We start from the raw sequence: 13,020 nt of genomic DNA on the forward strand, positions 1-13,020 counted from the left end.
CTGCCCGGATCAGTGCGAAGCGTTGATGGGCGGAGCTTCGAGCGTGGCGCGCGCGCTGGCAGCCTTCTTCTCCAGATCCGTCCAGGGGGGCAGCGTGGTGCGTGTGCGACGCAGATACGCGGCGATGCGGGCCATGTCATGATCGGACAGGCCGGAATAGAAGCTCGGCATCGAGATGTGGTCCTGACCTTCCTCCGCGGTGATGCCGTGCAGCATGACCTGATAGAGGTTGTTCGGCTCATCCAGCCACAGCGCGTTGTTCAGGGCCAGTTCCGGGCGACCCAGAACGGGGTTCGGGCCGGAATTGTAATGGCAGGCGCCACAGGCCCCCTGATACAGGCGTGCGTCTTCGTCGAGCGGCTGCGGACCCGTCAGGTCACGGCCGGACATCTGCATGGCGCGGGAGATCGCGGCCTGATCGCCGGCACTGCGCTGGGCGGCCTTGTCCACGTCCGCATAATAATGTGCGATCGCATGCACGTCTTCCTCGGGGATCTTGGAGAGGAAGCGGTGCGGGACGGGCGACATCGGGCCTGCGGCGGAACCGTGCAGCGGGGCCACGCCGAAGCGCAGATACTGGAACAGTTCGTCTTCAGTCCAAACGACGGGCGTCGGGTTGTGCTCGTTCAGCGGCGGGGCAATCCAGCCGTCGATGACCGCACCGTCATAGACGCTGCTCATCTTCTCGGCGCCGAGAAGGTTACGCGGCGTATGGCATGCGCCACAGTGTTCGTTACCCTCGGCGAGATAGGCGCCGCGGTTCCACTGTGCGTCATGCTTCGGGTCGTTCTGATAGCGGCCCGGGGTGAAGAACAGCAGCTTCCAGAAGCCCTGTCCGATCAGGCGGATGTTGATCGGGAAGGGGACCGTGTTGTCGCGCGGCTTCATGTGGATGGCCGGGCGCGTCATCAGATAGGCGTACAGGTCCGAGACGTCCTGATCGCTGACCTTCGTAAAATGGTCGAACGGGAAGGCCGGATAGAGTTGGGAGCCGTCGCGGGCGATGCCCTTGTTCATGGCGCGTTTGAACGCGGCCAGCGACCAGTTGCCGATTCCCCATTCTTCATCAGGCGTGATGTTGGACGAGAAGATGTCACCGAAGGGGGTGGCCATCTTGAAGTCGCCGGCCAGTTCGGGGCCGGGCTTGCCATCCACGCGGGTATGACATTCCGCACAGTAGCCGCCATTCGCCACAATGGCGCCACGGCTGATGGCGTCTGCGGAGAATGACGATGCGGCTGGCCGCGGGATCGGGGCAATGGCGGGGTACCAAGCATAGGCAAGAAAGCCGATGCCTCCCACTGCGCCAAGGCCAATGACGGCGGCAGCTATCCGTTTGAGCATGCTTATACTGTCCCGGCAGGTTTGAAATCATTTGCCACAAAAGGTGGCTGTTGCGTGCAACCTAGTGCACGGAGCCGTGAAAGGAAAGATTGCGTTATCTCAAAACCGTGTGTTTCCGGAAATAAATGCAGTCGTTGTCATGAAAATAACACAGGTTTCCGGACGCCTCTGCGTAAATTAGGGTGATATCTGGTCCGGATTGCAGTATTTCAGGGTCTGGACTTTGTGTGGCTATGAAGGGGATATTAAGTCCTTGTCGCGGGAGTCTGTTACAATTCATGAAAAGGCCAGGGTGTCTTTGCACGAATATTATGACACCGAGTGCCAAAAACTTCCTATGCTTTGGGCGGACTTTCCGCAGGCGTTCTGACGCGTCCTGAGGCCCTGACGGGGAATAGCGCGGGTTCTGGCCGTGTTGTGATGCATGGCTTATGCTCGGGGCGCGGCTGGTTCTGCGGTCGTTCTGCCGAGAGGATCCGCCATTTCTGACCGTTCCGCCCTGATCCGGTTTGCTGCGCTGGCGGGCGTTGTCCTGAGTGTGCTGGGCGCGCTCTGTCTGGGACGGTTTCCGCTCTCGCCGGGGCGGGTGCTGGGGGTATTCGGGTCTCTGCTGCATCTGTCCTCCGCGAGCGACCCTGTGGCGCAGGTTGTGGTCATGCAGGCGCGGCTTCCGCGTATTCTGGTGGCGCTGCTGGTCGGGAGTGCGCTGTCCTGCGGGGGCGCGACCTATCAGGCGGTGTTCCGCAATCCGCTGGTCTCGCCCGATCTGCTCGGGGTTCTGAGCGGGGCGGCGTTTGGTGCGGCGCTCAGTATTGTCAGTGGCGGCTCGGCGGTCGTGGTGCAGATGGGCGCATTTGGCGGCGGCCTGCTGGCGGTCGGAACCGGCCTCCTCATCAGCAGGACGCTGCCGGGCGGGGGCATCCTGACGCTGCTGCTGGGCGGCCTGATCGGGAATGCGATTTTCACGGCCTTACTGTCTTTAGTGAAATATCTTGCCGATCCAATGGACCAGCTTCCGGCCATCGTGAACTGGCTTCTGGGCAGTCTGGCACCGAGCGGATGGCAGGAACTGGCCTGGATGTCGGGGCCGCTGATTGTTCTGACGGTGGCGCTGGTTCTGTGCGCGCCGGTTCTGGATGTGTTGTCGCTCGGGGATGACGAGGCGCGCAGTCTGGGCGTGTCGGTGCGGGTCATGCGTCCGGCGCTGATCGTTCTGGCGACGCTGGCCTGTGCGATGACGATTTCGATGGCAGGGATCATAGGCTGGATCGGGCTGCTGGTGCCGCATGTCGCGCGGCTTCTTGTGGGCGCGGAACATCGGGGGATGATGCCGGTGACTGCGCTGCTGGGGGCCGGGGGGCTGGTGCTGGCGGATACCTGTGCGCGCAGTCTGACGACGGGAGAGGTTCCGCTCGGGATTGTCACGCAGCTTTTTGGTGCGCTGGCGTTTGTGCTGGTGCTGCGGCGGCTGCGGCGGGGTGTGCAATGACGTTCCTGTGCTGCGAGGGGCTGACATTCTGCCAGCCGGGACGGAAGCGTCCGGTTCTGGAAGGGATTGATCTTGCGCTGGAGCCGGGGGAACTGGTCGGGCTTTTAGGGCTGAACGGGGCGGGGAAGAGTACGCTGCTGCGGCTGCTGATGGGGTTTGTTGTGCCGACCTCCGGCGAGGTTCTGCTGGAAGGGCGGGCGCTGCGGGAATGGTCGGCTTCGGCGATTGCGCGGCGTCTGGCCTATGTGCCGCAGAGTCATGTGGCGAGTTTTCCGTACACGGTGCGGCGCATGGTGGAACTGGGGCGTGTGCCGTATGCGGGGCTGACGGGACGGCTTGGGGCTGAGGACCGGATGGCGGTTGAGGCAGCGCTTGAGCGGATGGGGCTGGAGGCTCTGGCGGGGCGTCCGGTGACGGAACTCTCCGGCGGGGAGCGGCAGCGTGTCGTTCTGGCGCGGGCCATTGCGCAGGATGCGCGGGGGCTGCTGCTGGATGAGCCGATGACCGGGCTGGATTACGGGCACCAGATCCGACTCATTGCGTTGTTGCATGATCTTGCGCGGGAGGGGCGGCTTGTTATGCTCACTTCACACCGGCCGGAAGAGCTTTATGTCCGCGCCAGCCGGGTCCTGATCCTTGATCATGGACGGATTGAAGCGGACGGGCCGCCGCAGGATGTTGTGACGGCGCAACGGATGTCAGCGCTTTACGGGGTGCCTCTGCGACAGATGGATCACGCCGGGAACCGCTTTTTTCATCACGGGAGGGATGACGAATGAAACAGTCACGGATCTTGAAGCGGCTTCCGGCCCTGACCCGTCTGGCATTGCTGGGGTCGGCTCTGGCGCTGCCGCTTGCGACGGTATTGCCTGCGCCCGTTGCCCATGCCGCGCCGCCATCGCGGATTGTGGAAGGGTGGTACGCGCATAACGCGACGCTCATCATGCTTGGGGCGCAGGACCGGATTGTGGGGACGGTGGCGCGTCAGGCGATGCTGCCCTGGATGTTCCGGCTGGTGCCGGAGCTGGCGAAGGCGGAGACGCTGGACCCGGGAAACCTGAATGCGGAAGAGGTTCTGGCGCTGCATCCGGATCTGGTGTTCGTGACGAGTTCGGGACATGCGGCGGATGCGCTGACCCATGCGGGGCTGAATGTGGCGCCCGAGGGCTTTGACCGGTTTGATTCCATGCTCGACTGTGTGGACGGGACGGCGACGCTGTTGCAGACGCCGATTGCGGCCAAGCGGGCGCAGGCTTACCGCTCGGCGTTTCTGCAGGTGATTTCGCAGGCGCCGACCAATCCGGATGGGCCGCATGTGCTGCATGTTGAGTCCCTCAAGCCGCTGCGGGTTGATGGGGATGACAGCATCATCGACCAGTGGATCCGCAGTGCGGGCGGGCAGAATGCGGCGCAGGGCATTCATGGCAACAAGCAGCCTGTCTCCATTGAGCAGGTCCTGTCCTGGAATCCCGACATTCTCATTATTGCGGCCAATGCGGGCGATCCGGCGGCTCTGAAGCAGGACCCGGTCTGGTCGAAGATCAAGGCCGTGCAGACGGGGCGGGTCTATCGCAATCCGACGGGTCTGTTCCCGTGGGACCGCTATGGGCCGGAACTGCTGCTTCAGGTGATCTGGGCGCGGCAGATCGTGCAGACCGGTCAGGTGGACGCTCCGGCGATGATCCGCTCGATCCGGTCTTTCTATCATGATTTCTATGGCATTGCGCTTTCGGCCGATGATGCGCAGCGGATGCTCGATGCGCTGCCGCCCGCTTCCGACACGCCCTGATATTCCGGACAAGGATCTGATTTCCGTATGATGCAGACAGTTCTGCCCCGTCGCCCGGGTGTGTTTCGCCTCGGTGCTGTTCGTTGTGTTCTTCTGGCCGGGGCGGTGTTTGCGTCAGGCAGTGTCTTTGGAGCGGCGCAGGCTGAGGAGAGCCTGTTGCCGGTGCCGAAATCCGTTTCGGTCTCCAATGGTGTGGCGTCCATCGGGGGCGGTGTTCAGATCGTCTGGGAGACGCGGCCTTCGCCTCTGTTGCAGCGGGCAGCAACGCGGTTCGTCACGCGTCTGACGGCGATCGCCGGGCCTGCGGGGCATGGGGCGCCTTATGTGCTGCATGTCTCAGCCGGGGCGGACCGGGCGTATCTGAGTGTGGACGAGAAGGAGCATTACACGCTCACGACGGCTGCGGGTGGGGCACGGCTTGAGGCGGATGGTCCGGCTGGTGTGATCCACGGGCTGGCGACGCTGCTTCAGCTTGTCCGGGCCACGCCGGAAGGGGCTGTGGTCGAGCGCGTTCATATTGATGATGCGCCGCGTTTTGCCTGGCGTGGGCTGCTTCTGGATGTGTCGCGGCATTTCGATACGGTCGAGACGGTGGAGCGGCAGCTTGATGCGATGGAGCTGGTCAAGCTCAACGTGCTGCACTGGCATCTGAGTGATGGTTCGGGGTTCCGGGTCGAGAGCCGGATGTTCCCGAAGCTGCAGAATGTGGCGTCGCACGGGCAGTATTATACGCAGGCGCAGGTGCGCGAGATCGTGGCGTATGCGGCGGATCGGGGCATCCGTGTTGTGCCGGAAATTGATGTGCCGGGGCATGCGCTGGCCATTCTGGAGGCCTATCCGGAGCTGGGGGCGCAGCCGTTGCCGGATCTGGGAACGAAGGGGCTGAACCTCAACAATGCTGCGCTGGACCCGACCAATCCGCAGACGCTGCGCTTCGTGCGGGTGCTGTACGGAGAGATGGGCGGGCTGTTTCCGGACCGTTATGTGCATGCGGGCGGCGATGAGGTCGTCTCTTCGCAATGGACGAAGAACCCGGCGATTGCGGCTTACATGAAGGCGCATGGTTTCGAGACGGCGGCGGCGCTTCAGGCGGCCTTTACGGCGGAAGTTGCGAAGATCCTTGCGGCCCAGGGGCATGTCATGATGGGCTGGGATGAGGTCAGCGAGGCGCCGATCCCGAAGAACGTTGTGGTCGAGCCCTGGCGGGCGTCGAAATGGACCGGGACGGCGACGCGGGCGGGGCATCCGGTTGTGGTGTCTGCGGGGTATTATCTCGATCTGCTGCGGCCTGCTTCCATGCATTATGCGGTTGATCCATTCGATACGAAGGCCGAGGGGATCACGGCGGAGCAGCTGGCGAAGTATCCGCCCAAGCATCCTGAATTTTCAATGCCGTTTGTGATGGACGAGCACGCGCCGCCGCTGGATGACGGGCAGAAGTCGCTGATCATGGGGGCGGAAGGGACGCTCTGGGCGGAGATGGTGTCCGAGCCGATGCTGGACGCGCGTCTGTGGCCGCGGATGGCGGCGCTGGCGGAGCGGTTCTGGTCTGCGCAGGATGTGCGTGACGTGTCCGATCTGGAGCGGCGTTTGCCGGGTGTGATGACGGAGCTTGAGGCGACCGGATTACAGGCGTCCCAGCATCAGGAGGCCATGCGTGAGGCGATGGTGCCGGGGCATTCGGGGCCGCTGAAGGTGCTGACGGAAGCGGTGGTTCCGGTTCGCAATTATGCGCTCAATCATCTTGCGGCGCCGACGGGTGAGGCGATGCTGTCGGCGCCTGTGGCGGTGAGCAATCCGGATGCGTTCGCGGCGATCCGATTCAATGCGATGGCGGCGCGTTATGTGCGGGGTGAGGCCGGGCTGGCCGGGCCTCTGCGGGAGATGTTGCAGCGCTGGGCCGACAATGATCCGGCATTTGTGGCGAGTGCAAAGGGTGTGCCGGCGCTTGAGGCGGTTGTGCCAGTGTCCCATGCCGTCGGATTGCTGTCGCGGGCGGGGCTTAACGTTCTGAACGGACGGGAAGGTTCGGCCTGGCGGATGGATGCGGAGCGGCTGCTTCAGGAGCAGGAACAGGCGTTTGAAGGCTCTGCCAGCATGCTGGCATCGGCGCATTCCACGCAGCCGCCGGGCGGGCTGCTGATTGCGATCCTGCCGGGGATCCGCGCACTTCTGGGGGCGCACGCACCGTAAGTGTTGCGCATATTGCGATGCGGGGGATGGATTTCCGGATCAGGGCGGGGGAGAAGGAGAGCATGACACGCTTTCCGATCCTTCTTCTTGATTATGACGGCACGCTGGCGGAAACGCAGCCGGCCATTCTGCGCAGCCTCAGAGAGGCTTTTGGGGCCAGCGGGATTCCGGCCCCATCCCCGGATGTTCTGAAGCAGGAGCTGACCCGTGGCGGGACGCTCCAGACGCTGTTTCAGGCGATTGTGCCGGACAGTGACGAGCATGATGCGGCGGCGTTCGTGCGGTATTACCGGGCGTTCTATCCGGCGGCGGATGAGGAAGAGACTGTTCTGTTCGACGGGGTGGTGGAGACGCTTTCCGCTCTGAAAGAGCAGGGGAAGATCCTGGCTATTCTCAGCAACAAGCATGCGCCTACGGTCTGTGCGAGCATTGCGCGCTTTGGGCTGACGTCATTCTTTACCGGGGTGATCGCCTCGGAGCCGCATTTTCCGCACAAGCCGGACCCGCGGGTCATGGATGAGCGGGTTTTGCCGCTATTTCCGAAGCAGCCGCGTTCGGCGTTTCTGATGGTTGGAGATACGGCGGCGGATCTGCAGTTTGCGCGCAATACCGGTGTGGCGTCGTGCTGGGCCAGTTATGGGCATGGATCGTCAAGCCAGTGCGCGGCACTGGAGCCGGAGATCCGGATCGATTCCTTCGGGGACCTCCTGACGGCGCTTCGGGACTGATCCGGAGCGTCAGGTCGGGACGGGGCCGATGCTGCCGCGCAGGACCAGTTCGGTGTCGAGGATGACGTTTTCGCTGCCTTTGTTGGCGCTGAGGAGGCGGATGGCTTCCGTGCCCTTGCGTTCATGGGGCTGGCGGATCGTGCTCAGGTCTTCGGCTTCGGCCTTGGGGATGTCGTCGAAGCCGAAGATCGAGATGTCCTGCGGGATGCTGAGACCGAGGGCGCGGATGGTGCGCATGGCGCCGATGGCCACGCGGTCGCTCATGGCGAGGATGGCGGTCGGGCGCTGGGCGCGGTTGAGCAGGTGGCGTACGCCTTCGGCTCCCATTTCCTCGGAATTGATGGGGATTTCCCAGGTGGGGACGTCCTCGGGAGCGATGTTCGCTTCCTTGAGGGCCAGCAGGTAGCCTTCGAGACGCATGGCGATGGTGCTGTGGGCGATGTTGGCACGGCGCTTGGCGGTCAGCGGGCCGTAATAGCCGTCATGGGCGGTTTTGAGCGACAGGATGCCGAAATGACGGTGGCCGAGTTCGAGCAGGGTTTTTGCGGCGCGATAGGCGGAGCCGCGATCGTCGATCCCGACATAGGGCACGCCGTTAACGCGGGGCTGGTCCACCACGACGAGGGGGACGTTGCGCTGCTGGGCCATCAGGACGCAGCGGCTGTCGGGGGCGACGGAATAGAGGATGTAGCCGTCCACGGCGGCATTGCCCAGCGAGACGGGGGCCGTGCGGTTGCGCAGGTTGCTGCCGGCGGAAATCAGGGCGAGGTCGGTCTCCAGTTCGTCGCAGGATTTGGCGACGCCGTTGAGCACGCTGAGCATGGCAGGATCAGAGAAGGCGTAGGGCAGGTCTTCGCTGAACAGGAAGCCCAAGGCGCCGGCTCGGCCGGTGGCGAGCTGTTTGGCGGCCGGGTCGGGGCCGGTATAGCCAAGCTCCTGTGCTGCGGCGAGGATCTTCTCGCGCAGGGCGGCGGAAAGCTGGCCCGGGCGGATATAGGCGTTCGAGACGGTGGTATGGGAAACGCCGACCTGCGCCGCCACGTCCTTGAGGGTTACTTTGCGGCGGTCGTGCTGTCGGGTCATTGTTCAGGTCTGTCCAGTAACGACACCGGAGCCGTCATGTCAGATCCTGACGCTCGCCGTATGGTGTCAGTGCTCTTTTGAAAATCACTGCCGACACCATACTCATTTTCCCTGACATAAACCAGTCACGGGAACGGGAGGATTTGCGAAAACGTCAAATTCTCTATTTAGCCCGATCTGGGGTCAGTCCTGCTTCGGCTTGGGAGTGGACTGGTTTTTCTTTGGCTGCTGCACGGGAGTGAACATGGCGCGGCACTTGGGAGAGAGCTGGTCGATCTTCTTTTTCATGCAGGCGGTGATTTTGGCTTCGTTCGGAATGGCCAGCGTACACAGACGGATGGCGTCGCCCTGGCAGGCCTGCTTCTGCTGTTCGCGGGTGGCGGCTGATGCGCCCTGTGTCAGTGCAAATGCCAGTCCGGTCAGGGCGATGAAATAACGGATCATATGGTCTCTCCTTACCTTCAGGTAAGCGTATGAAAGGTTTTGTGGTTTCAGGCGACAAACACTTTATCACAACTGTGAAACCGCACCGCTATTCAATAAGGACCGGGCTATTCCTGATTGAGAACTGTCAGGGGTGAAGAATACGGGCAAATCTTGCTGAGGCGGCGGGGCCGGGTGTGGGGTCCGTCGTATTGACCGGGTTGGGCAGTTCGGGCGGGAGGGCGCCGGGTTGCAGGCTCATGAGCAGGGCGCGGGCGCGCCGGGCGTCAGGCGTGTCGGCCCAGCAGTAGTGAATGGCCCGCGACTCACGCTGGGATTCGATCAGGCCGGCGCGTCGGAGTGCGCCGAGATGCTGGCTTAGTGTGGGCTGGCCGATGCCGGTCATGGTTTCGAGTTCGCTCACGGCATGGGTGCTGTCGAGCAGGGCCGAGAGGAGCATCAGGCGCTGGGGCTGGGCGAGGACGCGGAGCCATTCGGCCAGTTCGCGGCTTTTCTCCAGCGGAAGCAGGACGGTCATGAGCGCTCCCGGGCTGCGGGCTGGAAGAACCATGTCGCGCCGGCTTTTTCCACAGCGGCCTGTGTCTGGAGTGGCGGGGCGACCGTGCGCTGTCCGGGCTGCCAGCTTTCGGGTGTCAGCGTGCCGGCGCGGTCCACTTCCTGCAGGGCGCAGAGCAGGCGCAGCAGTTCGGGGACGGAGCGGCCTACGGTGGCGGGATAGTTCAGGGTGGCGCGGATTGTACCGGTGGGATCGATCACGAAAACCGAGCGCACGGTGGCGCTGTCCTGTGCGGCGCTGTCGAGCATGCCATAGGCGCGGGCGACGGCGAGGGACGGGTCTTCGATGATGGGGAAAGGGATCTGGATTCCGAACTGCGTGTTGATGGCCTCAACCCAGGCGAGATGGGCCGGGAGACTGTCCGCCGAGATGCCGAGCAGGGCGCAGTCACGCTGCTGGAACTCCTCCGCGCTGCGGGCGAGGGCGATGAACTCGCTGGTGCAGACCGGCGTGAAATCGGCCGGGTGGGCGAAGAGCAGGACCCAGTGTCCGCGCAGGGCGCTCATGATGAATTCGCCATGTGTCGTGCGGGCGCTGAAATCCGGTGCGCGGTCGCCGATGCGCAGGGTCGGGAGTTGGGTCTCAACGGGGGAAGATGCGGTCATGATCCGGTTCCAAAAGCATCAGGGCGCTTGACATGCAACACTTACAATATTAACTTAACAGTTAATGAAAGTGTCGTAAAGGCATTCCACAGCCAGCAAGGTGAGCGCCCATGCATGACGCAGCAATTCAGGCCGCAACCGCGCAGATCCGGCGAACCGAGGAAGGCTCGGCCCCTGCGCCGGTTGTCTGTACCTTCTTTGACGAGGCCACCAATACCGCGAGCCATGTGGTCCACTGTCCCGTTACGAAACAGGCGGCGGTGATCGACTCTGTGCTCGATTATGACGCGGCTGCCGGGCGGACGTCGCATGGATCGGCGCAGGCGATTGTTGATTATGTCGAGCGTGAAGGCCTGACTGTTGAGTGGCAGCTTGAGACGCATGCCCATGCCGATCATCTGTCCGCAGCCCCATGGTTGCAGGAGAAGATTGGCGGAAAGCTCGGGATCGGGGCGGATATCATCCGGGTCCAGAACGTGTTCGGCAAGATTTTCAATGCCGGGACGCGGTTTGCGCGGGACGGGTCACAGTTCGATCATCTGTTCACGGATGGCGAGACGTTCCGGATCGGTGAGCTTCCGGTGACGGTGCTGCATGTTCCGGGGCATACACCGGCTGACATGGCGTTTGTGATCGGCAATGCGGCCTTTGTGGGGGATACGATCTTCATGCCGGACTTCGGGACGGCGCGGGCGGATTTCCCGGGCGGTGATCCGCGCCCGCTGTTTCGCTCCATCCGCCGTCTGCTGTCACTTCCGGTCGAGACGCGGCTGTTCCTGTGCCATGATTACAAGGCGCCAGGGCGGGACGAATATGCCTGGCTGACGACGGTCGGGCATGAGCGCGCGTACAACATCCATGTTCATGACGGGGTGGGCGAGGACGAGTTTGTGGAGATGCGGACGGCCCGTGATGCCACTCTGGCGATGCCGCGCCTGCTGATGCCGTCCGTGCAGGTGAATATGCGCGGGGGGCATTTGCCCGAGCCCGAAGCTGATGGCGTGAGCTACATCAAGATTCCCGTCAACCGTCTCTGACGTTCTTCTCCGGTGCGGGATGCGTGCCGGTCTTCTGATCCTTTTTCCGTTTCTGGAGTTCCCATGCCGACCCGCCATCTGACCGAAAACTATGCCGTGTCTCCCCAGATCGCCGTCAGTGATGTGGCGGATCTGAAAGCGGAAGGGTTCCGCACGATCCTCTGTTTCCGTCCGGACGGAGAGTCTCCCGACCAGTCGGACATGGGTGCGATCGAAGAGGCCGCGAAGGAGGCCGGGCTGGCCTTTGCTGCGGTTCCGGTCAAGGCGGGAACCGTGCCGGATGAGGCACAGGTCGCGCAGACCCGGACGGCTCTGGCTACGCTTCCCGCGCCGGTTGTCGGCTATTGCCGGTCGGGCGCGCGGGTGGCGCAGATCTGGGCTCTGGCGGAAGCGGGCAAGCGTCCGGCTGCGGAAATCATTGCTGCGGCGGGTAAGGCCGGGGTGGATGTCAGTGCTCTGCGGGGACGGATCGAGAGTGTCGCGGCACCGTCTGCGGCTCCACGCAAGGGGGCGGCGCATTTTCAGGTTCTGATTATTGGCGGTGGTGCGGGTGGCCTGTCGGTTGCGGGTAGTCTGCTCAAGCGCAACAGCCATCTATCCATCGGTGTGGTCGAGCCGTCGAACGAGCATTTCTACCAGCCGGGATGGACGCTTGTGGGGGGAGGCGTTTTTCAGGCGGCCCAGACGCGCCGCAAGGAAGCGGATGTCATGCCCAAAGACGTCGTCTGGGTGCGGCAGGCGGCCAAGCTGTTCCGGCCGGATGTGCGGGAAGTGGTTCTGGGGGACGGGTCGGTCGTTTCCTATGATGCGCTGATCGTGGCGACGGGGATTACGCTGAACTGGGATGCCATTCCGGGTCTGACAGAGACGCTGGGCAAGAACGGCGTGACGTCGAATTACCGCTTCGATCTGGCACCCTATACCTGGCAGCTCGTGCAGCAGCTCAAGAGCGGGACGGCGATCTTCACGCAGCCGCCCATGCCGATCAAATGTGCCGGTGCACCGCAGAAGGCCGTGTATTTGTCCTGTGATGCCTGGAAGCGCCGTGGCGTGCTGGACAGCATTTCGGTCGAGTTCGACACGGCCACGCCGGGACTGTTTGGCGTGAAGGAATTCGTGCCGCCGCTGATGGAGTATATCAAGCGCTATCATGTCGGGCTGCATACCGGATCGAAGCTTGTGGCAGTGGATGGTCCGAACCGGACCGCCGTGTTCGAGCGCAAGGCTGGCGAGGGTGTGGAGCGCGTGGAGCGCAAGTTCGACATGCTGCATGTCGTGCCGCCGCAGAGTGCGCCGCAGGTGATCCGCGAGAGTGCGCTGGCGGGTTCGGACGGGTTCGTTGAGGTCAATCCGGCGACGTTGCAGCATGTGCGTTTCCCGGACGTGTTCGCCATTGGTGACGTGATCGGGACGTCTTCGGCCAAGACGGCTGCGGCGGTTCGCGTGCAGGCGCCTGTGGTGGCGACCAATGTGCTGGCGTTCCTGAAGCATCAGGCTCCGGTTTCGGAATATGAAGGCTATGGCGCCTGTCCGCTGACGGTGGAGAACGGACGGATCGTGCTGGCCGAGTTCCGTTATGGCGGCAAGCTGGCGCCGACGCTGCCGAAATGGCTGCTTAACGGGCAGAAGCCGACGCGTCTGGCCTGGTGGCTCAAGAAATATGTCATGCCGCTGATGTACTGGGACGGGATGCTCAAGGGGCGCGAGCTCATGGTTGCGCCCAAGCCGCTGAACGCGAAGAAGGACGGCTGA

At 63.3% G+C, this 13,020-nt stretch carries 12 protein-coding genes; 7 read left to right on the top strand and 5 right to left on the bottom strand.

From position 1 onward, the window contains the following. Positions 1-9: 9 nt before the first annotated feature. Complete coding sequence (locus GRO01_RS00650) at positions 10-1,344, bottom strand: cytochrome c (protein WP_062507935.1); 1,335 nt, start codon at positions 1,342-1,344, stop codon at positions 10-12. Between the two features lie 424 nt (positions 1,345-1,768). Here GRO01_RS00650 and GRO01_RS00655 point away from each other — a divergent pair, with 424 nt between their 5' ends. The 5 genes from GRO01_RS00655 to GRO01_RS00675 all read left to right on the top strand — a co-directional run bounded on the left by GRO01_RS00655 (position 1,769) and on the right by GRO01_RS00675 (position 7,543). After that, positions 1,769-2,833 carry a FecCD family ABC transporter permease gene (locus GRO01_RS00655; RefSeq protein ID WP_062507933.1) on the top strand — a complete coding sequence of 355 codons (1,065 nt, stop codon included), beginning with the start codon at positions 1,769-1,771 and terminating at the stop codon, positions 2,831-2,833. After that, the gene (locus GRO01_RS00660; protein WP_062507931.1) at positions 2,830-3,612 is read left to right on the top strand and encodes an ABC transporter ATP-binding protein; all 783 of its coding nucleotides are present in this window, start codon (positions 2,830-2,832) and stop codon (positions 3,610-3,612) included. The genes GRO01_RS00655 and GRO01_RS00660 overlap by 4 nt, the downstream gene beginning before the upstream one ends. Next, positions 3,609-4,622, top strand: coding sequence for an ABC transporter substrate-binding protein (locus GRO01_RS00665; protein ID WP_231490109.1), 1,014 nt, complete (start codon positions 3,609-3,611; stop codon positions 4,620-4,622). Before GRO01_RS00660 ends, GRO01_RS00665 begins: the two co-directional genes overlap by 4 nt. Positions 4,623-4,649: 27 nt before the next feature. Next, entirely contained in the window at positions 4,650-6,815 is a 2,166-nt protein-coding gene (locus GRO01_RS00670) for a family 20 glycosylhydrolase (RefSeq protein WP_231490107.1), read from the top strand. 62 nt (positions 6,816-6,877) lie between these two features. Next, on the top strand, positions 6,878-7,543 hold the full coding sequence (locus GRO01_RS00675; protein WP_062507929.1) for an HAD family hydrolase: 666 nt from the start codon (positions 6,878-6,880) through the stop codon (positions 7,541-7,543). Positions 7,544-7,552: 9 nt separating this feature from the next. On the opposite strand, the gene GRO01_RS00680 is transcribed toward GRO01_RS00675, so the two are convergent. From GRO01_RS00680 to GRO01_RS00695, 4 genes are all read right to left on the bottom strand, one after another. Further along, positions 7,553-8,626: a LacI family DNA-binding transcriptional regulator gene (locus tag GRO01_RS00680; protein WP_141306718.1), complete on the bottom strand. Its 1,074-nt coding sequence runs from the start codon at positions 8,624-8,626 to the stop codon at positions 7,553-7,555. Between the two features lie 183 nt (positions 8,627-8,809). Beyond that, the gene (locus GRO01_RS00685; protein WP_062507925.1) at positions 8,810-9,070 is read right to left on the bottom strand and encodes a hypothetical protein; all 261 of its coding nucleotides are present in this window, start codon (positions 9,068-9,070) and stop codon (positions 8,810-8,812) included. 127 nt (positions 9,071-9,197) lie between these two features. Next, a complete protein-coding gene (locus tag GRO01_RS00690) occupies positions 9,198-9,587 on the bottom strand; it encodes an ArsR/SmtB family transcription factor (RefSeq protein ID WP_062507923.1) in 390 nt (129 codons plus the stop codon). Beyond that, the gene (locus GRO01_RS00695) at positions 9,584-10,231 is read right to left on the bottom strand and encodes a peroxiredoxin (protein WP_062507921.1); all 648 of its coding nucleotides are present in this window, start codon (positions 10,229-10,231) and stop codon (positions 9,584-9,586) included. Before GRO01_RS00695 ends, GRO01_RS00690 begins: the two co-directional genes overlap by 4 nt. 110 nt (positions 10,232-10,341) lie before the next feature. Here GRO01_RS00695 and GRO01_RS00700 point away from each other — a divergent pair, with 110 nt between their 5' ends. Beyond that, entirely contained in the window at positions 10,342-11,268 is a 927-nt protein-coding gene (locus tag GRO01_RS00700) for an MBL fold metallo-hydrolase (RefSeq protein WP_062507919.1), read from the top strand. A 63-nt stretch (positions 11,269-11,331) separates the two neighbouring features. Further along, positions 11,332-13,020, top strand: a complete 1,689-nt coding sequence (locus tag GRO01_RS00705) for a bifunctional protein tyrosine phosphatase family protein/NAD(P)/FAD-dependent oxidoreductase (RefSeq protein ID WP_062507918.1) — start codon at positions 11,332-11,334, stop codon at positions 13,018-13,020.

It is taken from the genome of Gluconobacter roseus NBRC 3990, assembly GCF_006538885.1.
Taxonomy (GTDB): Bacteria; Pseudomonadota; Alphaproteobacteria; order Acetobacterales; family Acetobacteraceae; genus Gluconobacter; species Gluconobacter roseus.